20 protein-coding genes are annotated in these 20,605 nt (G+C 69.8%); 11 read left to right on the forward strand and 9 right to left on the reverse strand.

Annotated features, from left to right (window positions below; genetic code table 11):
- Positions 1 to 11 precede the first annotated feature (11 nt).
- The 4 genes from P2Q00_RS38440 to P2Q00_RS38455 all read right to left on the reverse strand — a co-directional run bounded on the left by P2Q00_RS38440 (position 12) and on the right by P2Q00_RS38455 (position 4,018).
- Positions 12 to 1,595, reverse strand: coding sequence for an ABC transporter permease (locus P2Q00_RS38440; protein ID WP_275778898.1), 1,584 nt, complete (start codon positions 1,593 to 1,595; stop codon positions 12 to 14).
- On the reverse strand, positions 1,592 to 2,455 hold the full coding sequence (locus tag P2Q00_RS38445) for an ABC transporter ATP-binding protein (RefSeq protein ID WP_275778899.1): 864 nt from the start codon (positions 2,453 to 2,455) through the stop codon (positions 1,592 to 1,594). Before P2Q00_RS38445 ends, P2Q00_RS38440 begins: the two co-directional genes overlap by 4 nt.
- Positions 2,452 to 3,291, reverse strand: a complete 840-nt coding sequence (locus P2Q00_RS38450) for a cupin domain-containing protein (protein WP_275778900.1) — start codon at positions 3,289 to 3,291, stop codon at positions 2,452 to 2,454. The genes P2Q00_RS38445 and P2Q00_RS38450 overlap by 4 nt, the downstream gene beginning before the upstream one ends.
- A 187-nt stretch (positions 3,292 to 3,478) precedes the next feature.
- Complete coding sequence (locus P2Q00_RS38455; protein ID WP_275778902.1) at positions 3,479 to 4,018, reverse strand: RNA polymerase sigma factor; 540 nt, start codon at positions 4,016 to 4,018, stop codon at positions 3,479 to 3,481.
- Between the two features lie 111 nt (positions 4,019 to 4,129).
- On the opposite strand from P2Q00_RS38455, the gene P2Q00_RS38460 reads away from it, so the two are divergent.
- The 8 genes from P2Q00_RS38460 to P2Q00_RS38500 all read left to right on the forward strand — a co-directional run bounded on the left by P2Q00_RS38460 (position 4,130) and on the right by P2Q00_RS38500 (position 12,117).
- Positions 4,130 to 4,516 (forward strand): GntR family transcriptional regulator, encoded by a 387-nt coding sequence (locus P2Q00_RS38460; protein WP_275778905.1) that lies wholly within the window; start codon positions 4,130 to 4,132, stop codon positions 4,514 to 4,516.
- Positions 4,517 to 4,632: 116 nt separating this feature from the next.
- Positions 4,633 to 5,520, forward strand: coding sequence for an ATP-binding cassette domain-containing protein (locus P2Q00_RS38465; RefSeq protein WP_275778955.1), 888 nt, complete (start codon positions 4,633 to 4,635; stop codon positions 5,518 to 5,520).
- Positions 5,517 to 6,476, forward strand: coding sequence for an ABC-2 membrane transporter-related protein (locus tag P2Q00_RS38470; RefSeq protein WP_275778907.1), 960 nt, complete (start codon positions 5,517 to 5,519; stop codon positions 6,474 to 6,476). The genes P2Q00_RS38465 and P2Q00_RS38470 overlap by 4 nt, the downstream gene beginning before the upstream one ends.
- A gap of 350 nt (positions 6,477 to 6,826) precedes the next feature.
- Entirely contained in the window at positions 6,827 to 9,061 is a 2,235-nt protein-coding gene (locus tag P2Q00_RS38475; RefSeq protein WP_425579667.1) for an RNA degradosome polyphosphate kinase, read from the forward strand.
- The gene (locus tag P2Q00_RS38480; RefSeq protein ID WP_275778910.1) at positions 9,042 to 10,199 is read left to right on the forward strand and encodes a CHAD domain-containing protein; all 1,158 of its coding nucleotides are present in this window, start codon (positions 9,042 to 9,044) and stop codon (positions 10,197 to 10,199) included. The genes P2Q00_RS38475 and P2Q00_RS38480 overlap by 20 nt, the downstream gene beginning before the upstream one ends.
- Positions 10,200 to 10,251: 52 nt before the next feature.
- Positions 10,252 to 10,704, forward strand: a complete 453-nt coding sequence (locus P2Q00_RS38485) for an NUDIX hydrolase (protein ID WP_275778912.1) — start codon at positions 10,252 to 10,254, stop codon at positions 10,702 to 10,704.
- 287 nt (positions 10,705 to 10,991) lie between these two features.
- Positions 10,992 to 11,822: an SCO4651 family lipoprotein gene (locus tag P2Q00_RS38495; RefSeq protein WP_275778916.1), complete on the forward strand. Its 831-nt coding sequence runs from the start codon at positions 10,992 to 10,994 to the stop codon at positions 11,820 to 11,822.
- A gap of 127 nt (positions 11,823 to 11,949) precedes the next feature.
- A complete protein-coding gene (locus P2Q00_RS38500) occupies positions 11,950 to 12,117 on the forward strand; it encodes a hypothetical protein (RefSeq protein WP_275778958.1) in 168 nt (55 codons plus the stop codon).
- Positions 12,118 to 12,141: 24 nt separating this feature from the next.
- Here P2Q00_RS38500 and P2Q00_RS38505 read toward each other — a convergent pair whose 3' ends face one another.
- Positions 12,142 to 12,471, reverse strand: a complete 330-nt coding sequence (locus P2Q00_RS38505) for a metal-sensitive transcriptional regulator (RefSeq protein WP_275778918.1) — start codon at positions 12,469 to 12,471, stop codon at positions 12,142 to 12,144.
- A gap of 188 nt (positions 12,472 to 12,659) precedes the next feature.
- On the opposite strand from P2Q00_RS38505, the gene P2Q00_RS38510 reads away from it, so the two are divergent.
- Both P2Q00_RS38510 and P2Q00_RS38515 read left to right on the forward strand, forming a co-directional pair.
- Positions 12,660 to 13,280, forward strand: a complete 621-nt coding sequence (locus P2Q00_RS38510; protein WP_030941586.1) for a DUF47 domain-containing protein — start codon at positions 12,660 to 12,662, stop codon at positions 13,278 to 13,280.
- 7 nt (positions 13,281 to 13,287) lie between these two features.
- Complete coding sequence (locus P2Q00_RS38515) at positions 13,288 to 14,286, forward strand: inorganic phosphate transporter (RefSeq protein ID WP_275778921.1); 999 nt, start codon at positions 13,288 to 13,290, stop codon at positions 14,284 to 14,286.
- A gap of 259 nt (positions 14,287 to 14,545) precedes the next feature.
- Here the strand turns inward: P2Q00_RS38515 and pstB are convergent, their stop codons facing one another.
- The 4 genes from pstB to pstS all read right to left on the reverse strand — a co-directional run bounded on the left by pstB (position 14,546) and on the right by pstS (position 18,689).
- A complete protein-coding gene (gene pstB / locus P2Q00_RS38520) occupies positions 14,546 to 15,322 on the reverse strand; it encodes a phosphate ABC transporter ATP-binding protein PstB (protein WP_275778923.1) in 777 nt (258 codons plus the stop codon).
- 44 nt (positions 15,323 to 15,366) lie between these two features.
- On the reverse strand, positions 15,367 to 16,422 hold the full coding sequence (gene pstA / locus P2Q00_RS38525) for a phosphate ABC transporter permease PstA (RefSeq protein ID WP_275778924.1): 1,056 nt from the start codon (positions 16,420 to 16,422) through the stop codon (positions 15,367 to 15,369).
- Positions 16,419 to 17,423, reverse strand: coding sequence for a phosphate ABC transporter permease subunit PstC (pstC, locus tag P2Q00_RS38530; protein WP_275778925.1), 1,005 nt, complete (start codon positions 17,421 to 17,423; stop codon positions 16,419 to 16,421). The genes pstA and pstC overlap by 4 nt, the downstream gene beginning before the upstream one ends.
- A 138-nt stretch (positions 17,424 to 17,561) precedes the next feature.
- Positions 17,562 to 18,689 carry a phosphate ABC transporter substrate-binding protein PstS gene (gene pstS / locus P2Q00_RS38535; RefSeq protein ID WP_275778927.1) on the reverse strand — a complete coding sequence of 376 codons (1,128 nt, stop codon included), beginning with the start codon at positions 18,687 to 18,689 and terminating at the stop codon, positions 17,562 to 17,564.
- Positions 18,690 to 19,028: 339 nt separating this feature from the next.
- Between pstS and P2Q00_RS38540 the strand changes: the two genes are divergently transcribed.
- Positions 19,029 to 20,585, forward strand: a complete 1,557-nt coding sequence (locus P2Q00_RS38540) for an FAD-binding oxidoreductase (protein ID WP_275778929.1) — start codon at positions 19,029 to 19,031, stop codon at positions 20,583 to 20,585.
- Positions 20,586 to 20,605 lie beyond the last annotated feature (20 nt).

Consider the following 20,605-nt stretch of genomic DNA (forward strand, 5'->3'; position numbering starts at 1 on the left):
TGACGCTCCGCTCATTTCCCACACTCGTCCGCCCCCTTCGGCACCTCGGTGCCCAGCACCCGCGCCACCTCGGCCGTGGTCACCCCGGGAGCAGTCAGCTGCGCCCAGTGGGACTTGACCGCGGCCGTGACCTCGGCGCGCGGCTTGGAGACGAGCAACTCCCTTACGACATCGGTCTGTCCGGCCGACATCGACAGCGAGCTCGTCGGCGCCAGCACCACCGCCGAGCCGCTCAGGCTGTCGTCGAGGCGGACGTTCTTGAGGTCGGCGACCGGGTCGGGATCGCCGCCCAGCGCCAGCCACATCACCGTCACCACACGGCCGTCGCACAGCTCGCCGCCCTTCTTCTCATCGCCGCCGACCAGCACGGATGCGACACCGACCGCGAACTCCGGGACCCGGTTGCCGCCCCAGCGCGTGCCGACGGTCACCTGGCCGGGCGTGGTGGACGGGGCGATGGCCGAGTCGCCGTCGAGTCCGTACCGAGCGTCGATCCGCTGCCGTACGAGCAGGGACCGATCGGCGGCCGCACCGCCCGCAAGGGCCTGAATCCGGTCGACGACCCCGGCCCAGGTACCCGTCCGCCCGGTCCACTCACCGAAGGCGCAGTACTGCGAGCCCCCGTGCCGCACACACGACTGCTCCTTCTCCGGCGCAACCGAGGCCCGCTCCCGAGCCGCCGCCAGTTCAGAGGAGACTCCTCCGGACTGCCCGACCGCCCCGGTCACCGCCAGGACCAAGGCACCCCCGAGCCCCACCAGCGCCCCAAAGGGGCGCGGGGAACTGCGCGACCAGCCACCACGGCGCGGCAGACGAAACACGGCATCCCGCGGAGCGAAAAGCACCGCGGCCAAGGCCGCCACCAGCACCAACCCACCCAAATACAGCGCATGCCAGCCCGCAGGCCGACCGATCAACTCGGACGGCAACGTCGACGAGCTGCTCTCACCCACCACCGGCGACAACCACCGCGTCCACGCACCCCCCGTCCCCGTGGAAACGAAAAGCAGCGCAGTGAACAGCCCGATCACCGCAAGCGGCGCGGCGAACGCGGACGGGATCAGCCGGGCGACCAGCAGGCCGAGGGCTCCGAACAGCAGCACATACAGGGGAGCCACGGCCAGTTCGAACACCGACCCGTGCCCCACCGCCCCCGGCCGCAGCGCCTGCCAGGTGAACTGGGCCCCCACGACCAGCGCGGTGAGGACACCGAACGGCACCACGGACAGGGCATGCGCGGCCGTGCGCCGCCACGGCTCCATGACCAGCACATCGAAGTGGCGGTCGGTACCGCGCCGGCGATCGCGCAGCGCGGCCCGGTTGACGCAGACGAACAGGGCGATGGCGAACAGCAGGGGCGCGGTCTGGGTCGCGCGGTCGGCGTCCTGGAGCGCCGGGTAGGCGTCCATGCCGTCCGGGGGCGACATCAGCTTCCAGCCGGTGTAGCCGACGTAGAACAGCAGGGTCACCGCCACCGGGATGTGCTGGAGCAGTTCGCGCGCCTCGAAGCGGGCGAGGGCGAACACGGCCGCCCAGGTGCGGCGCTGTTCGCCGCGTACGACGGGCGGGGCCGTCGCCTCCATGACCGCGCTCATGCCGCCGCCACCTCCGCGCCCGCGTCGTCCAGGGTGAGCAAGTAGCCGTCCTCCAGGGTGGGTTCGAGCAGTTCGGCGCCGTCGGGCGGGCTGCCGACGTTGCGGAAGGAGCCGGTGCCGGTGCGCCAGCCCGCCTTCGCGCCGGGGTCGCGTTCCGTGCTGCTCCACACCCGTCCGGCCGCCCGTGCGGTCAGCTCGGCCGGGGTGCCGTCGAAGCGGATACGGCCGCCCGCCATCACCAGCACACGGTGGCAGAGCATCGCCACGTCCTCCGTCTGGTGGGTGGAGAGGAGAACCGTGCGGCCCTCTCCCGCGTGGGCGATCAACTCCCGGAAGCGCATGCGCTGTTCGGGGTCGAGTCCGACGGTCGGCTCGTCGAGGACGAGGAACCCCGGGTCGCCGACCAGCGCGGCGGCCAGTGCGACCCGCTGCCGCATACCGCCGGACAGCTTCTTGATGCGCTTGCCGCGCACATCGGCGAGGTCGACCTCGTCCAGCACGCGCCGCACCTCGCGATGACGTGCGCCCCGATCGGTCAGCTCCTTCAGGATCGCCACGTAGTCGACGAACTCGAAGGCCGTGAAGTCCGGGTGGAAGCCGGGGGTCTGGGGCAGATAGCCGAGCTCACGCCGCACCTCCTGCCGTCCGGCCGCCGTCGCCGGGTCGTACCCGAGCACGGTGAAGGCCCCCCGGTCGGCGGGCACTGCGGTGGCCAGCACCCTGAGCAGGGTGGTCTTTCCGGCCCCGTTGGGCCCGAGCAGCCCGGTGACGCCCGAGGTCAGCCGCAGCGACACATCGTCGAGGGCCTGGGTCCCGCCGAAGCGGAGGCTGAGCCCGGAGGCGGAAACGGTCGGTGTCATACGGCATCCCCCTGGAAGCGGACGGACTGGAAGCGGTCGAAACGGTCACGTACGAGGAAGAGCAGCCCGCCGGCGAGCGCGGCGACCGCCGCCGCCACCCCCTGGCCGGCCGCGGTGAACGGCACGAGCGTGTCGGAGGCGTCGTAGGCATGGGCCGCCAGCAGCAACGCCACCCAGGCCCCGCCGACCAGCGACGGCGCGAGCACCGGGCCGAGCCGGGCGGTCAGGACCAGGCCGGTCGAGGTCAGGGCCAGCGCGGGCAGCAGCCAGGCGAGGGCGCCCAGCCCGTACCCGGGCAGGGCGAGGGTGGCCAGCCCGCTGAGGCCGAGCGCCGCGGCGAGCACGGCGACCGTCCGCACCATCAGCAGCTTGAACCCGTGCATCGGCGCGACCACCGCCATCTCGTACGTCGGGTCCAGCGCGGGCCCGTACGACAGGGCCACCCCGGCGAGGGGCAGCAGCGGCGCGAGGGCGAGGAAGAGGGTGGGCGAGGGCGCCGCCGCGGTCGTGTGCGCCGCCGCGATGCTCATCAGCAGTACGGCGACGACCGCGCCCAGCCAGGAACGGCGCAGCACGGGCGTGGCCGCAAGCAGCCGCGCGGTGTGGTCGGCGACCCCCAGCCGCATCAGCAGCCCCTCGAACAGCCCCGGCCGGGGCGCGTCGAGTTCGGCGTCCAGCCGCTCCCAGCCTGCGTCGACAGGGTCGCCGACGGAAGCCAGCACCTCCCGGCACTGCGCGCACGCGACGAGGTGGGTGTCGGCGGACCACAGCGCGGGCGGCGCCAGCTCGCCCTGGGCGTAGGCCCGTAGATCTTCTGCATCCACATGCCAGGTCATTCCGCCACCTCCTGCATCGGCGCGCCGCCCGGCAGACCCAGATCGCGCACCTGCCTGCCCATAACGCCACCTGCATGCCGGCGCGGCCGGCGCACGTCCCTGCCGACCCGATCGCACAGCAGCCCGCCGATATCGCCACTCCCGCGCCGGCGCGCGGCCCGGCAGACCCGATTGCATACCCGCCCGCTCATGCCAGCGCCTCCCGCAGTTGCTTACGGGCCCGCATCGCCCGTGTCTTGACCGTCCCCGGCGGTATCCCGAGCAGGACGGCCGCCTCGCGGGTGGTCAGGCCGTCGATGACGGTGGCCTGGAGCACCGCGCGCAGCTCCGGTGACAGCCGGACGAGGGCGCCCGCGAGGTCCCCGTGCTCCACTCCCGCGAGCACGCGCTCCTCCGCGGACGCCTCGTCCCGGTGCCGCAGCCGCGCCAGCGTCTGCCTGAGCCGGCCCCGTGCCCCGTCGCCCCGCAGCGCGTCGATCAGCCGCCGCGAGCCGATCCGCCACAGCCATCCGGCGACATCGCCGTCCTCGCGGTAGCGGGCCTTGCCCCGCCAGATCGCGAGGAACGTCTCCTGTACGACGTCGTCGACCACCCCGGCGTCGGCGCAGCGGCCGCGCAGCCGGGCGGTCAGCCACGGGGCGTACCGCCGGTACAGCTCCTCGAAGGCACGCCGGTCCCCGTCCGCGGCGGCCCGCAGCAGCTCCCCGTCGGTTCTCTTTTCGCTCACGTCACCTCATCGCACGGGCCGGGCGGATCGGTTCACACGATTCCGCTTGACTTTCCCGGACTGCTTCCACCACCCTTTCACTACTCAATTAGTGAAAGGGTGGTTGTACGGGTGGTCGAGTACCGCATCGACCGGCGCTCCGGCGTCGCCACCTACCTCCAGATCGTCCAGCAGACCAAGCAGGCCCTCCGCCTGGGCCTGCTGGAACCGGGCGACAGGCTGCCCACCGCACGCGAGGTGGTCGAGGCCACCGCGATCAACCCCAACACGGTCCTGAAGGCCTACCGCGAACTGGAACGCGAGGGCCTGGTCGAGGCCCGACGGGGCCTGGGCACCTTCGTCCGCAGAACGCTGGGCACGCACCCGGTCGATTCGCCGCTGCGAGCCGAACTCGCCGCATGGGCCGAGCGGGCCCGGGCGGCCGGCCTCGACCGCGAGGACGTCGACGCCCTGTTCGCCTCCGTCCTCGACGAACACTTCCCGAAGGATGACCATTGAGTTCCGAAAAGCAGGGCGGGCGAACCACCACCCCAAAGGGGCGCGGGGAACTGCGCGACCAGCCACGACGGCGCAGCAGACGACAGACGCCCCACCGCGGCACCCCAGAAGTCGCCCTGGAGGCGACAGAACTCACCAAGCGCTACAGCAGGAAAGCCACCGCCGCCCTGGACAACTGTTCCTTCCGGCTGCCGGCAGGCCGAATCAGCGCCCTGGTAGGCCCCAACGGCGCAGGCAAGTCAACCCTCCTGGCCCTGGCCGGAGGCCTGCTGCGCCCCACCACCGGCACCCTCAACGTCTTCGGTGGGGCGCCGGGCGAGTTCCGTGACCGGGTGGCCTACCTCGCGCAGAACAAGCCACTGTACGGGCAGCTGACCATCGCCGAGACCCTGCGCATGGGCGCCGAGCTCAACCCGGACCGCTGGGACGCGCCGTACGCCGCCCGCATCATCGAGGAGGGCTCGCTGCAGCCCGGGCAAAAAATCCGCCGACTCTCCGGCGGCCAGCGCACCCGCGTCGCACTCGCCCTCGCCCTCGGCAAGCGGCCCGACCTGATGCTGCTCGACGAGCCGATGGCCGACCTCGACCCTCTCGCCCGGCACGAGCTCATGGGCACGCTGATGGCGGACGCCGCCGAACGCGGCACCACCGTCCTGATGTCCTCGCACATCGTCAGCGAGCTCGCCGACGCCTGCGACCATCTGCTGCTCCTGGGCGGCGGCCGGATACGGCTCGGCGGCGGCATCGACGACCTGCTCGCCGCACACACCCTGGTCACCGGCCGCGGCACGCCCGCCGACCTGGCCCCGCACACGGTCGTCGAGGCCCGTGCGTCCGGCCGGGGCCTGACCGCGCTGATCCGCCGCGACGGCCCGGTCGAAGGCGGCTGGGCCACCGAGGACCCGTCCCTGGAGGAACTCCTGCTCGCCCACCTGCGCTCCCCCGACGCCCCCGCCCTGCTCACCCCGGGCACCACCTCGACCCGCACGGCGGTGCAGGCATGACGACCACCCTCCACACCCCCGTCGCCGCCGCACCCCGCCGCAGCGCACTGCGCCCGAGCGGCCTGGTCTGGACGGTCCTGCGGCTGCACCGCACGGCACTGTTCGTCTGGCTCGCCTTCGTCGCCTTCACCGCCGTCTTCATGCTGTGGCTGTACGGCCCCGGAGCGAGCGCCGCGCAGGACAAGCTCGACGCCTTCGGCTACGCCGGCGTACTGCTCTCCACCTCCTCCTCGCACGCGCTCCTCGGCTTCACCTCGGGCGCGTACAACGACCTCTTCTACGACCCCGGGACGCTGATCACCCTCGCCTCGTTCGGCGTCGCGCTGTTCGCGGCGGGTCCGCTGACCGCCCGCGAGCTGGAGTTCGGCACCGCACAGCTCGTCTGGGGACAGTCCCCCTCCCCCGCCCGCTGGCTCGCCACCAAGCTCGCCATGCCCGCGCTGCTCGTCACCGCCGGTATGACCGTGCTGACCGTGCTGTACCGCCTGCTGTGGAACGCGCACGGCAATCTCCTGATCGCCGGTATCGGCCCGCGCGCCTTCTACTTCTCGGTCGGCCCGGCCACCGTCGCCGCCCCGCTCCTGGGGCTCGCCCTCGGCGCCCTCGCCGGCCTGGCCGTACGCCGTACGCTGCCCGCCCTCGCCCTGGCCGGCTTCGGGTACTTCCTGGTCAACGCGTTCCGCACCAACGCCTGGCCCTTCCAGGGCCGCTACCGGCAGCCGGAGGTCCACTCCCGCAGCTGGGCGATCACCTCCAAGGGCACCGAGATCCCCGACCCCGGCTGCTACGACGACCGCCGCTGCCTGGCCAAGCACGACATCGCGCACTTCGGCCGCGAGTATCTGCACTCGTCGGACTACTGGCCCCGCCAGCTCCTGGAGACCGGCGTCCTGCTGGCCCTGACCGCACTCGCCGTCACCGCCGCGTTCCTCGTGCTGCGCCGCCGCACGGTGTGACGCAACAGATCCGCGTACGTCCTTCCGCGAGGGGAAGGGCGTACGTATCCTCCGGATGCGTGTCCCAGCCCCGTCTGCCGACTCTTACATCGGCTCTTACACCGGCGCGGCCTGCGTAGACGCCCGGGAGCCGCTCCCCGATATCCCGCACGCCATGTCGCCGTAACCAACGGTTCAGACAGTCTTGCGACGCTCAGCCAATGACGCCCTCCGTGCCGCATCCTTCGCCGCCCCCCGAGGGGCCTGCGGAGAACGGGGACGCCCTCCGCTCCGTAAGCGCATTCCCGGATCCACTCCCTCCCGCGCTTTCCGACGCGCCCGTATCGCTCGGAACGCGGAAGAATGGGTTCATGAGTCAGCCAGACACCGCCCAGGCCCAGGTTCAGCACGCGCAGCCCTCCGTGGGCTCCATTGCCGCGCACCGCCCGCACACCGTGTCGGCCGCGGTCTCCGACCTGGAACCCGACATCGACGCCGACCTCGACGCCTACGAGGAGGCACCGTACGACGGGCCCCAGCTGCCGCAGGGACGATTCCTGGACCGGGAGCGAAGCTGGCTGGCGTTCAACGAGCGGGTCCTCGAACTCGCCGAGGACCCGAACACCCCCCTGCTGGAGCGGGCCAACTTCCTCGCGATCTTCGCCAGCAACCTGGACGAGTTCTTCATGGTCCGGGTGGCCGGCCTGAAGCGCCGTATCGCAACAGGTGTCGCCACCCGCTCCGCCTCCGGCCTGCAGCCCCGCGAAGTGCTGGAGATGATCTGGGCCCGTTCCCGCGAGCTCATGGCCCGGCACGCCGCCTGCTACCACGAGGACGTCGCCCCCGCCCTCGCGGAGGAGGGCATCCACCTGGTCCGCTGGAGCGAGCTGACGGAGAAGGAGCAGGCCCGCCTCTTCACCCTGTTCCGCCACCAGATCTTCCCGGTCCTGACCCCTCTCGCGGTCGACCCGGCGCACCCCTTCCCGTACATCTCGGGTCTGTCCCTGAACCTGGCCGTGGTCGTCCGCAACCCGGTCACCGGCCACAAGCACTTCGCCCGCGTCAAGGTGCCGCCGCTGCTGTCCCGCTTCCTGGAGAGCTCCCCCGGCCGCTACGTCCCCATCGAGGACGTCATCGCCGCCCACCTGGAGGAGCTGTTCCCGGGCATGGAGGTCCTGGAGCACCACGCCTTCCGGCTGACGAGGAACGAGGACCTGGAGGTCGAGGAGGACGACGCCGAGAACCTGCTCCAGGCCCTGGAGAAGGAGCTCATGCGGCGCCGCTTCGGGCCGCCGGTGCGCCTGGAGGTCGAGGAGTCCATCGACCGCGAGGTCCTGGACCTGCTGGTGCGCGAGCTGAAGATCTCCGAGGCCGAGGTGTACCCGCTCCCCGGCCCCCTGGACCTCACTGGCCTCTTCCGCGTCGCCGGCCTCGACCGTCCCGAGCTGAAGTACCGCAAGTTCGTCGCCGGCGTACACCGCGACCTCGCGGAGGTCGAGTCGGCGTCCGCGCCCGACATCTTCGCCGCCCTGCGCAGCCGGGACGTGCTGCTGCACCACCCGTACGACTCCTTCTCGACCTCGGTGCAGGCATTCCTGGAGCAGGCGGCCGAGGACGACGACGTCCTCGCGATCAAGCAGACCCTGTACCGCACCTCCGGCGACTCCCCGATAGTCAACGCGCTCATCGACGCCGCCGAGGCCGGCAAGCAGGTCCTCGTCCTGGTCGAGATCAAGGCCCGCTTCGACGAGCACGCCAACATCAAGTGGGCGCGCAAGCTGGAGGAGGCCGGCTGCCATGTCGTCTACGGCCTGGTCGGCCTGAAGACGCACTGCAAGCTGTCCCTGGTGGTCCGTCAGGAAGGCGACACACTACGGCGCTACAGCCACGTCGGCACGGGCAACTACCACCCCAAGACGGCCCGGCTGTACGAGGACCTCGGCCTGCTGACGGCAGACCCGCAGGTCGGCGCGGACCTCTCCGACCTCTTCAACCGCCTGTCCGGCTACTCGCGGCGCGAGACGTACCGCCGTCTCCTCGTCGCCCCCAAGTCCCTGCGCGACGGACTGATCGCGCGGATCAACAAGGAGGCCCAGCACCACCGTGCGGGCCGTCCGGCCTTCATCCGTATCAAGGTCAACTCGATGGTCGACGAGGCCCTGATCGACTCGCTGTACCGCGCGTCCCAGGCGGGTGTGCCGGTCGACGTCTGGGTGCGCGGCATATGCGCCATCCGCCCGGGCGTCGCGGGCCTGTCGGAGAACATCCGGGTCCGCTCGATCCTCGGCCGCTTCCTCGAACACTCCCGGGTCTTCGCCTTCGGCAACGGCGGCGAACCCGAAGTGTGGCTCGGCAGCGCCGACATGATGCACCGCAACCTCGACCGCCGTATCGAGGCCCTGGTCAGGGTTACCGACCCGGCCCACCGCGCAGCCCTGAACCGGCTGTTGGAGACCGGTATGTCCGACACCACCTCCTCCTGGCACCTCGGCCCGGACGGCGAATGGATTCGGCACGCCACCGACGCGGACGGCCAACCCCTGCGAAACATCCAGGAGATGCTCATAGACGCCCGGAGGCGCCGGCGTGGCACAGCAACACCTTGACCCGACGGACCCCACGGCCGGGCCCTCCCCCACTCTCGAATCCACTCGAGCGGGAGGTACCCCCACAGGAGAAGCCCTCGCGGGCTACCTGCGGGCCCAGGCCACGGAGTTCCTCCGCGCCCTGCGGCAGCACCGGGAAACCGGCTCCGCTGCCGCGAACGGCACGGAGGATTCCGTCGACGCGGCCCGCGCCCTGCGCCGCTCGGTCCGCCGCATCAGCGGCAGCCTGCACACGTTCCGCCCCCTCCTGGAGACGGAATGGTCGGAGGGCCTGAAGCCCGAACTGGCCTGGCTGTCAGGCACATTGACCATGGAGCACGCGTACGCGGCAAGGCTGGAACGCCTGGTGCTGGCACTGCAGCGGCTGTCGGGGGCGGCGGTCTTCCCTGCCCAGACCGCTGCTGCCACTACATCACCGGCCGCCGTTGTGGGCAGTCGTGCCGCTGGGGCGGCACGGGTGGGCACAACGGCACAAGGCACCGCCGGTCCCCCTACCCCGCCCCCAACAGACCGCGGCAACCTGACAGTTGGCGCAGCCAAAGCAGGCGCCCTGCTCGAACGCCAGCTGACCCTGGCCCGCACCCGAGCCCACAGCACCGCCCTCCAGGCCCTGGGTTCCTCCCGCTTCCACGCCGTCGCAGACAAAATCGCCGTACTGGCCAGCGAAGTCCCCCTGACCCCCACCGCACCCACCACCGGCCTCCACCCCCTCGCAGCCGCAGCCGAGGAGCGCCTGACCGACGCCGTAGCCGCGCTCCCCCTCGTCACCGCAGGCAGCCCCTACAACGCGGTGGCCCTGATCCACGGCCTCTCCCCGGACCCGTCCCCCCACCCCCAGGACGCCCCCTGGCACCAGGTCCGCCTGCTGCTGCGCCTGCACCGCTACGCCCGCGAGGCCCTCTACGGCACGGGCGGCCCGATCGACGTCCGCCTGCTGACCGCGGGCCAGGCCCTCGACCGGCACCGCGACGCCTCGGAGGCGGCCGCCGCCGCGGCCTCGGCGGCCCGCACCCCCCGGATCGCCCCGGCGACGGCGTACGCGCTCGGGGTGCTCCACGCGGACCAGCGGCACGAGGTGGAGGCGGCCCGCTTCGCCTTCCAGCAGTGCTGGCAGAAGCAGGCGGTGAGCACGTCCTGAGCCGGTGACCCCGGCGCCCGTAACCCCTGTCGAAGGAGGCGGTGAACCACCCGTGACCCACACCAACGACACCCACCCGAACGACGCCCAGACCAACGACACCCTCATCCAGGCAGCCGGCTGCGTCCTGTGGCGACGCTCCCCGGTCGACGGCGAGCTGGAGATCTGCCTGGTCCACCGGCCGAAATACGACGACTGGTCCCATCCCAAGGGCAAGCTGAAGCGGGGCGAGGACCACCTGACGGGCGCCCTGCGCGAGGTGGCAGAGGAGTCGGGCTACACGGCGGAACCGGGCGCCGAGCTGACCACCCTGCGCTACTTCGCCAACGGCCGCCCCAAACAGGTCCGTTACTGGGCGGCCGAGGCGGTCTCCGGCAGCTTCGCCCCCACCACGGAGGTGGACCGCATCCTGTGGCTCTCCCCCGCCGCCGCCCGCAGCCGGCTGACCCAGTACCGGGACCGCACCCTGGTCGACGAGCTGCTGACGACGCTGCGTCACGCCTGAACGTTCGCGTGCCCTTCGGCGTCCGCCCGGGCCTGGCTGCGGGCTCTGCGGGCCGGCCCGCGCCACCCGCAACTGCACCGTGCCATGCAGAACCGGCCCTGTTCGACCGTCGTCGTGCGATGTTCCTGCTCCGCCACACTGACAACGTTACCCAGCCTCGGTGCTGTGTCCATCAGCTGCCTCCGGCAGCGGGCCTGGTATGAGCGTGACGGCCCCACCCACCCGTCGTTATCCGGAACGACAGGGGGCCCGTGACGGACGTACCACCGGCTGGGGGTAGGCAGGCGATGGCGGAGCGGCAGCACAGGGGGACGGTCTTCACGGCGGGGCTCATGATCTGTGTCTGCATGGGGGCCGGCGGCTGCTCCGGCACCGGGTCCGCCGCCGAGGACCCCCGCGCCTCCGACCCCGTCGAGACCCTCCACCGGGCCGCCGACACCCTGGTGGCCGCGGGCAGTTCAAAGGCCACCACATCGATGGAGATGGCCATCGGCGGCACCCGCGTCACCATCCGCGGCGAGGGAGACTACGACTACCACCGGCAGCTCGGCCGGCTGAAGGTGCAGCTCCCGCAGAACCCGGCCGGCACCGCCGACCACCGCCCGATCACCGAACTCCTCGCGCCCGGCGCCCTGTTCATGAAGAACCGGGGCGCGGGGGTGCCCGCCGACAAGTGGGTACGGGTCGACACGACCACCCTCTCCGACGGCAACCTGGTGACCGGCGGCGCCACCGACCCCTATGCCGCAGCCGAGTTGCTGCGCGGAACGCGGACGGCGACGTATGTCGGCCGGACCGAGCTGGCCGGTGTCGAGGTGCGGCACTACCGCGGCACCGCCGATCTCGCGCTGGCGGCGAAGGGCGCGTCGAAAGGCATCGGGGAGTCACTCGCCGCGGCGGCGAAAGGGTTCGCCACGGCCGAGGTTCCGTTCGACGTCTACCTCGACGACCAGGGCCGCATCCGCAAGATCCGGCACCGGTTCAGCTTTGTCAACGGCCTCCAGAAGGGCACCGTCGCGGTCGCCTCGACGACGCTGCTGTACGACTTCGGGGCCCCCGTCGACGTACGCTTGCCGGCCTCGAAGGACATCTACGCAGGGAAGATCGCCGAGCAGTGAGCAGCAGAGTGGGCCCTGCCCGAGGATGACTGAGGAGCGTCAAGAACTAGCCCGTCCGTGCCATGCGCGGTGTGTAGGCCGCTCCCTACTCTAGGAAGTCGGTAACGGCAGAGATGAGGTGATGCACGTGGCTCCGGTCGGCGGTACGGCAGTTCAGGACCACGTGGCCCTCGCCGAGATCGAGCTGTGCGGAGAGCTGATCATCGCGGCCTCGGCCGCGGAGCACCGGCTCAGCCTTGAGAGCATCGACGAGGTGCTGAAAGTGACCGAAGAGCGCGAGGCCTCCGGCGACTAGCCGGAGGCCCCCCTTAGGGCCTGTTCACGTGCGCAGCATCCGGGCGATCGCCTTCGTCGCCTCGTCGACCTTGGCGTCGATCTCGTCACCGCCCCTGACGGCGGCATCGGCGACGCAGTGCCGCAGGTGTTCCTCCAGGAGCTGCAGCGCGAAGGACTGCAGGGCCTTGGTGGAGGCTGACACCTGGGTGAGTATGTCGATGCAGTAGACGTCCTCGTCGACCATCCGCTGCAGGCCGCGGATCTGGCCCTCGATACGGCGCAGGCGCTTGAGGTGCTCGTCCTTCTGCTTGTGGTAGCCGTGCGTGCCCGGTGTGGAGGGCGCATCCGCGCCGGCCGCCTCGGTGGTCGTCATCGCGTCCTCCAGACATATACCCCTAGTGGGTATATCGTAACGAACTTTGCTGGGTATAGGGCCCTTGGTATGCCCCCCTGCTGATCACTTTGCCCGATGGGCGACACTGGGGGACGGCCCATTAGCCGTGGCCGGATGATGCGCCTAGCATCAGCCTGACCGAAACCGAAGCACCCCGAGGACCCCACGTGCGCTTTCGTCTGACCCCCAGGGAGACGAGCTTCTATGACATGTTCGCCGCATCCGCGGACAACATCGTCACGGGCTCCAAGCTCCTGATGGAACTGCTCGGGGCGGACGCACCTGCCCGGGCCGAGATCGCAGAGCGTATGCGGGCCGCGGAACACGCAGGTGACGACGCCACGCATGCGATCTTCCACCAGCTGAACTCCTCCTTCATCACGCCCTTCGACCGCGAGGACATCTACTCCCTCGCATCGTCCCTCGACGACATCATGGACTTCATGGAGGAGGCCGTCGATCTCGTCGTCCTCTACAACGTCGAGGAACTCCCCAAGGGCGTCGAGCAGCAGATCGAGGTCCTTGCGCGGGCGGCCGAGCTGACGGCCGAGGCCATGCCGAACCTCCGCACACTGGACAATCTGACCGAGTACTGGATCGAGGTCAACCGCCTGGAGAACCAGGCCGACCAGATCCACCGCAAGCTCCTCGCCCATCTCTTCAACGGCAAGTACGACGCCATCGAGGTGCTCAAGCTCAAGCAGATCGTGGACGTGCTGGAAGAGGCAGCCGACGCCTTCGAGCACGTGGCGAACACGGTGGAGACCATCGCCGTCAAGGAGTCCTGAGCCCTTCATGGACACCTTCGCTCTGGTCGTGACCATCGCGGTCGCGCTCTTCTTCACGTATACGAACGGCTTCCACGACTCGGCGAACGCGATTGCTACGTCGGTGTCGACGCGGGCGCTGACCCCGCGAGCGGCCCTGGCGATGGCCGCGGCGATGAACCTGCTGGGTGCGTTCCTCGGCAACGGTGTGGCCAAGACGGTCAGTGAGGGCCTGATCGAGACGCCGGAAGGCTCCAGGGGGATGGGCATCCTCTTCGCGGCGCTCACCGGCGCGATCGTCTGGAACCTGATCACCTGGTACTTCGGTCTGCCCTCCTCTTCCTCCCACGCGCTCTTCGGTGGCCTGGTCGGCGCGGCGCTCGCGGGCGGCACCGAAGTGCTCTGGAACGGCGTCCTCGACAAGGTCGTCATCCCGATGTTCGTCTCGCCGATGGTCGGCCTGCTCGTCGGCTACCTGGTGATGCTGGCGATCATGTGGATCTTCCGTCGGTCCAACCCGCACAAGGCCAAGCGCGGTTTCCGCATCGCCCAGACCGTCTCTGCGGCGGGCATGGCGCTGGGCCACGGCCTTCAGGACGCCCAGAAGACGATGGGCGTGGTCGTGATGGCACTGGTCATTTCCGGCCACCAGACCTTCGCCGATCCGATCCCGGTGTGGGTGAAGATCGTCTGCGCGGTGATGCTGTCGCTCGGCACGTACGCCGGCGGCTGGCGGATCATGCGCACGCTGGGGCGGAAGATCATCGAATTGGATCCGCCGCAGGGTTTCGCGGCCGAGACCACCGGTGCGTCGATCATGTTCACCACGGCCTACATCTTCAAGGCCCCCATCTCGACGACCCACGTCATCACCTCGGCCATCATGGGTGTCGGTGCGACGAAGCGCGTGAACGCGGTCCGCTGGGGCGTGGCCAAGAACATCGTCATGGGCTGGTTCATCACGATGCCGGCGGCGGCGCTGGTGGCGGCGGGGGCGTTCGGCGTCGTGAACCTGGCGTTCCTGTAGGCGTTTCCTCGCCCCCGGACCCCCGCTCCTCAAACGCCGGAGGGGCTGAATTCAGCTCAGCCCATCTCAGCCCGTCCGGCGTTTGAGGACGAGGCCCTTCGGGCCGAAGCGGGGGTCTGGGGGCGGCAGCCCCCAGGGACGGCAACCCCCACGCAGCCGCAGACAACGACGACGGGCCCGCCCCCGGGAGCCAGGGGCGGGCCCTTTATCGTCCCCGCGGTGGCACCGCCATGCAGCACCGCGAGGGGTCCGTACCGGCCTAGCCGAAGCGCCCGGAGATGTAGTCCTCCGTCGCCTGCACCGACGGGTTGGAGAAGATCCGCTCCGTGTCGTCGATCTCGATCAGCTTGCCGGGCTGCCCGACCGCCGCCAGGTTGAAGAAGGCCGTACGGTCCGAGACACGCGCCGCCTGCTGCATGTTGTGCGTCACGATGACGATCGTGAACCGTTCCTTCAGCTCACCGATCAGGTCCTCGATGGCGAGGGTGGAGATCGGGTCCAGGGCGGAGCAGGGCTCGTCCATGAGCAGGACCTTCGGCTCGACAGCGATCGCCCGCGCGATGCACAGCCGCTGCTGCTGACCACCGGACAGACCCGAACCGGGCTTGTTCAGACGGTCCTTGACCTCGTTCCAGAGGTTCGCGCCCTTGAGGGACTTCTCGACGACGTCCGCGAGCTCGCTCTTCTTGTACGAGCCGTTCAGGCGCAGACCGGCCGCGACGTTGTCGAACACGGACATCGTGGGGAACGGGTTCGGGCGCTGGAAGACCATGCCGACCTCACGCCGCACGGCCACCGGGTCGACCCCGGCGCCGTACAGGTTCTCGTCGTCGAGCATGACCTTGCCCTCGACCCGGCCGCCCGACGTGACCTCGTGCATCCGGTTCAGGGTGCGCAGGAACGTGGACTTGCCGCAGCCGGACGGGCCGATGAAGGCCGTGACGGTACGGGGCTCGACGGTCATCGAGATGTCCTCGATGGCCCGGAAGGAGCCGTAGTAGGCGCTGAGGCCGCTTACATCGATTCGCTTGGCCATGATTATTACTTCACTTCCAGAATTCTCGGTCGCCAGTGGCCGCGTCAGCGACCGGTCTTCGGGGCCTTCCAGCGGGCGATGCCGCGGGCCACCAGGTTCAGGATCATCACGAAGGCGATCAGCGTGAGCGAGGCCGCCCAGGCCCTGTCGTACGACGCGTCCGCGCCTGCCGCGTACTGCTGATAGATGTACAGCGGCAGCGACTGCTGCGCACCCTCGAACGGGTTGTTGTTGATGAACCGGTTGCCGAACACCAGCAGCAGCACCGGAGCCGTCTCACCCGTGATACGGGCGATGGACAGCATGATGCCGGTCATGATGCCGCCGATGGAGGTCGGCAGGACCACCTTCAGGATGGTGCGCCACTTCGGGACACCGAGCGCCAGGGAGGCTTCGCGCAGCTCGTTCGGGACGAGCTTGAGCATCTCCTCCGTGGAGCGCACGACCACCGGCATCATCAGGATGGCCAGGGCCAGCGAACCGGCGAAGCCGAAGGGCTCCATCTTGAAGATCAGCATGAGGCTGAGGATGAACAGACCCGCGACGATCGACGGGACACCCGTCATCACGTCGACGAAGAAGGTGACGGCCCGGGCGAGCTTGCCCCGGCCGTACTCGACCAGGTAGATCGCGGTGAGGATGCCGACCGGCGCGGCGATCAGCGTGGCGAGGGCGACCTGCTCCAGGCTGCCGATGATGGCGTGGTAGATGCCACCGCCCGGCTGGGAGTCGGCGACGATGCCCATCGAGTGGGTCAGGAAGTAGACGTTGAGGACCTTCACACCGCGCGAGATGGTCACCCACACCAGGGAGACCAGCGGGACCACGGCGATCAGGAAGGCCACCCAGACCAGGGCGGTCGCGATGCGGTCCTTGGCCTGACGGCGGCCCTCGACGCTCGCGGCGATGGCGTACGTGGCGACGAGGAAGATCAGCCCGGCGATCAGGCCCCACTGGACCTTGCTGTCGAGGCCCGCGGCGAGGCCGATGCCGACGGCCACGGCCACGGAGCCGGCGGCGATCGCCCAGGGCGACCACTTCGGCAGGCTGGCGCCGCGCAGCGTGCTGGCGGGCTTTTCGGCGATGGCGGCGTGGCTCATGCGTTGGCCCCCGAGTACTCCGCACGGCGAGCGATGATCATGCGAGCCGCGCCGTTGACCAGCAGTGTGATGACGAACAGGACCAGACCGGAGGCGATCAGCGCGTCACGGCCGAACTCGGTCGCCTCGCCGAACTTGCTGGCGATGTTCTGGGCGAAGGTGCCACCGCCCGGGTTGAGCAGGCTGCCGTGGATGAGGAAGTCCGGGGAGAGCACGGTGGCAACGGCCATCGTCTCGCCGAGCGCACGGCCGAGGCCGAGCATCGAGGCGGAGATCACACCGGAGCGGCCGAAGGGCAGGACGGCCATGCGAATGACCTCCCAGCGCGTGGCGCCGAGGGCCAGGGCCGCTTCCTCGTGCATCTGCGGGACCTGGCGGAAGACCTCGCGGCTCACATTGGTGATGATCGGCAGGATCATGATCGCGAGCAGGATGCCGACGGTGAGCATCGAGCGCGGGGCGCCCTGGTCCCAGGAGAACAGGCCGGTCCAGCCGAAGTAGTCGTTCAGCCAGCCGAAGAGGCCGTTCATGTGCGGTACGAGGATCAGCGCGCCCCAGAGGCCGTAGACGATGGACGGCACGGCGGCGAGCAGGTCGATCACATACGCGATGGGACCGCTCAGCCTGCGCGGGGCGTAGTGCGTGAGGAACAGCGCGATCGCGACGGCGATCGGCACGGCCAGGACCATGGCGATGATCGAGGAGACCACCGTGCCGTAGGCCAGGACCGCGATACCGAAGACCGGCGGGATCGACGTGGCGTTCCAGTCGAAGGTGGTGAGGAAGTTCCCGTGGTCCTTGCTGATCGCGAGGGAGGCGCGGTAGGTGAGGAAGACCGCGATCGCGGCCATGATCACCAACAGGAAGATGCCCGACCCACGGGACAGACCGAGGAAGATCCGGTCACCGGGTCGGGTGGCACCGCGAGCTGCGCGCTTCTGCTCGGCGGAGGACTGGGGGGCGGGGGGTGGTGTGTCAGTTATCTCTGTAGATGTGTCCATCGGGTTCTCCGGTCTGCGGAACCGCACGTGGAGTGCGGCTCTGCGAAGCCGTACGCGATGTACGGCTCATGGCGGCGGTGCACCGGACGGTACGGTCCGGTCCCGGGTTTTGAGGCCCGGGACCGGACCGCACTCAAATCAGCTCAGGCCCTCGATGGTGGTGCGGACCTTGGCGATGATGTCGGCGGGGACGGGGGCGTACTTCAGGTTGGGCAGAAGGGCCTGGCCGTCCTCGGAGGCGATGTAGCGCAGGAACGCCTTGGTGGCGGGCAGGGTGTCCGCCTTGTTGCCCTTGTCGCAGACGATCTCGTACGTGACCAGGGTGATCGGGTAGGCGCCGTCGGCCTTGGTCGCGTAGTTCAGCTGGAGCGACAGGTCCTTGCCCGTGCCCACGACCTTCGCGTCGGCGATGGCCTTGGTGGCGCTGTCGCTGCTGGGCGCGACCGGGGCGCTGGCACCGGTGTTGATGCTGGCGGCCTTCACACCGTCGGTGACGTACGACAGCTCGAAGTAGCCGATGGCGCCGTTGGTCTGCTTGACCTGGGCGGCCACACCGGAGGACTGCGCGGCGGACTGGCCGCCCTTGGCCTGCCAGGCCTTACCGCCGGAGTACTTCCAGTTGTCGGGCGTCGCGGCGATGAGGTACTTGGTGAAGTTGTCCGTGGAGCCGGACTCGTCCGAGCGGTGGAACGCCTGGATCTTGAGGTCGGGGAGCTTCACGCCCTTGTTCAGCGCGGCGATCGCCGGGTCGTTCCACTTGGTGATCTTGCTATCGAAGATCTTCGCAATGGTCGGAGCGTCCAGGACCAGGTTGTCCACGCCGGACAGGTTGTAGCCGAGCGCGATCGGGCCGCCGACCATCGGAAGGTCGATGCCCTGGCCGCCGGAGCAGACCTTCTTGGAAGCGGCGACAGCGTCGGGCTTCAGAGCCGAGTCGGAACCCGCGAAGGCGAGCTGGCCCTGGGTGAAGGAGGTGACACCCGCACCGGAGCCGCCGGCCTTGTAGTTGATCTGCACGCCACAGGCCTTGGAGAACTGCGCCACCCACGCGTCGATCGCGTTCTTCTGCGCGGACGAGCCGTCGGAGAGCAGCTGGCCCTTGGCGTTGTCGCACTTGATCGAGCTGGCGTTGCCGGTGGACGACGCGCTGGCGCCGCCGCTGCTGCTGCTGGTGTCGTCCGAGCCGCACGCCGTGAGGACCAGGGCGCCCGACGCGGCGATGGCACCGAGGGCGATGGCCCGCCGATTCATGCGCTGAAGCTTCACTTGAAAGAGTTCCTTCCAGGAGCCGCCGTCCTGAATCCGGCGGCGTGCGGAGTCGAAGTCCCGGCGACGGAGGTCACGCCCCTCCCGAGGGACGGCCCGCGTCGCGTAAGGCTGAAATTAGGCAGATCAAGTGAAGCCGCCGCTGGCCGTAAATGAACGGAAGGTGAACCCCTGCGGACGGTGTGGTTAGGTCACGGAATGCTCACGGGGAGAGCACACGAAGGTTCCGGCGCTACGGTGACAGTTCCAGATCCACGGTGACACAGGAGTGACACTTCCGCTGGAACCCGTGTGGTCGGCGAGCCGTCTCGTTCCCCGAGAGCAATCGGGAGGCGGAACATGGAACGTCGTACGTTCATCGCAGGCGGTGCGGCCGCTGTAGCGGCGGTCGCCACGACCGCATGCAGGGGCCTGTCCGCCAACGCGGACAGCACCGCCTCATCATCGTCCGCTTCCTCCGGTACGGCGATCGGTGCGAAGTCCGCAGCGGCCGCCCCCGCCAACTGGACCGCGCTCTCCCACGACCTCGACGGCACCCTGATCCGCCCGGGCGAGGCGAACTGGACCACAGCCCACCAGCTCTACAACACCCGCTTCGACGGCCTGAAGCCCGCGGCCGTGGCGTACGTCGCACACGCCGACGACATAGGTACGACCCTCGCCTACGCCCGAGCCCACAACATCCAGGTCGCGATACGCAACGGCGGCCACTCCTACGCGGGCTGGTCCTCCGGCAACGGCAAGCTGATCGTTGACGTCTCGAAGCTGAAGCAGATACGGGTGGGCGGCGGCCAGGCCGTCGTCGGCGCCGGCTCCAAGCTCATCGACGTCTACCGCACGCTGACCTCGAAGGGCGTGACGATACCCGCGGGTTCCTGCCCCACGGTCGGCGTCTCCGGCCTGGTCCTGGGCGGCGGCCACGGCGTGGTCTCCCGGGCCTACGGCCTGACCTGCGACAGCCTCACGCAGGCAACCCTGATCACTGCGGACGGCAAGCAGCTCACCGCCAACGCGACCGAGAACAAGGACCTCTTCTGGGCCCTGCGCGGCGCGGGCAACGGCAACTTCGGCGTCGTCACGGAACTGCACTTCAAGACGCACCCGGCGCCGCAGGCGGTGTCGGCGTACGTGACCTGGCCCTGGTCGAAGGCCGCCGCCGTGGTGAAGGCCTGGCAGGAGTGGGGCCCCGATCAGCCCGACGAGATCTGGTCCTCCTGCCATCTGGAGAACGGCGGCTCACCCACCGTCTCGGTCGCGGCGTTCTCGCTCGGCACCTACGGAGAGCTGCAGAACGCCCTCGACCGCCTGGTCTCGGCGGTCGGCTCCCCGGCGCGCAGCGAAACGCTCAAGCGGCACACCTACGCGGAGGCCATGGAGGCATACGCGGGCTGCTCGTCCTTCGCCACCGAACCCCAGTGCCACCTCCCCGGCTCCACCCCGAACCGCAACCCGCAGGGCGCACTGGTCCGCGAAACCTACACAGCCCGCTCGGACTTCTTCGACCGCTCGATCTCGTCGGCGGGCATCCAGACCCTGCTGACCCACATCAGCTCGGTCCCCGGCGGCGCGGGCAGCATCGCGCTGACGGCCCTGGGCGGCGCGGTCAACCGCGTCTCCCCCACGGCAACGGCCTTCGTCCACCGCCGCTCCCGGATGCTGGCCCAGTACCTGACCTCGTGGCGCGCCGGCACAACGGGCTCGGCACCCCGCACCTGGCTGGCCAACACCCACGACGCAATGCGCCCGTACGCCTCGGGCGCGGCCTACCAGAACTACACGGACCCGACCCTGACGAACTGGCGAAAGGCCTACTTCGGCGACGCGGCAACCCGCCTGTCCCAGGTGAAGAACCAGTACGACCCGAACCGCTTCTTCACATATCCCCAGGCGCTGTAGCGCCCTGTAAGGGGCGCGGG

Source organism: Streptomyces coacervatus (genome assembly GCF_029223485.1).
Taxonomy (GTDB): domain Bacteria; phylum Actinomycetota; class Actinomycetes; order Streptomycetales; family Streptomycetaceae; genus Streptomyces; species Streptomyces coacervatus.

What these genes read in the sequence shown, in the direction of transcription:
- P2Q00_RS38440 (WP_275778898.1), bottom strand. Translation starts at nt 1,595, where the DNA reads ATGAGCGCGGTCATGGAGGCGACGGCCCCGCCCGTCGTACGCGGCGAA.
- P2Q00_RS38445 (WP_275778899.1), bottom strand. Translation starts at nt 2,455, where the DNA reads ATGACACCGACCGTTTCCGCCTCCGGGCTCAGCCTCCGCTTCGGCGGG.
- P2Q00_RS38450 (WP_275778900.1), bottom strand. Translation starts at nt 3,291, where the DNA reads ATGACCTGGCATGTGGATGCAGAAGATCTACGGGCCTACGCCCAGGGC.
- P2Q00_RS38470 (WP_275778907.1), top strand. Translation starts at nt 5,517, where the DNA reads ATGACGACCACCCTCCACACCCCCGTCGCCGCCGCACCCCGCCGCAGC.
- P2Q00_RS38475 (WP_425579667.1), top strand. Translation starts at nt 6,827, where the DNA reads ATGAGTCAGCCAGACACCGCCCAGGCCCAGGTTCAGCACGCGCAGCCC.
- P2Q00_RS38495 (WP_275778916.1), top strand. Translation starts at nt 10,992, where the DNA reads ATGGCGGAGCGGCAGCACAGGGGGACGGTCTTCACGGCGGGGCTCATG.
- P2Q00_RS38505 (WP_275778918.1), bottom strand. Translation starts at nt 12,471, where the DNA reads ATGACGACCACCGAGGCGGCCGGCGCGGATGCGCCCTCCACACCGGGC.
- P2Q00_RS38515 (WP_275778921.1), top strand. Translation starts at nt 13,288, where the DNA reads ATGGACACCTTCGCTCTGGTCGTGACCATCGCGGTCGCGCTCTTCTTC.
- pstB (WP_275778923.1), bottom strand. Translation starts at nt 15,322, where the DNA reads ATGGCCAAGCGAATCGATGTAAGCGGCCTCAGCGCCTACTACGGCTCC.
- pstA (WP_275778924.1), bottom strand. Translation starts at nt 16,422, where the DNA reads ATGAGCCACGCCGCCATCGCCGAAAAGCCCGCCAGCACGCTGCGCGGC.
- pstC (WP_275778925.1), bottom strand. Translation starts at nt 17,423, where the DNA reads ATGGACACATCTACAGAGATAACTGACACACCACCCCCCGCCCCCCAG.
- P2Q00_RS38540 (WP_275778929.1), top strand. Translation starts at nt 19,029, where the DNA reads ATGGAACGTCGTACGTTCATCGCAGGCGGTGCGGCCGCTGTAGCGGCG.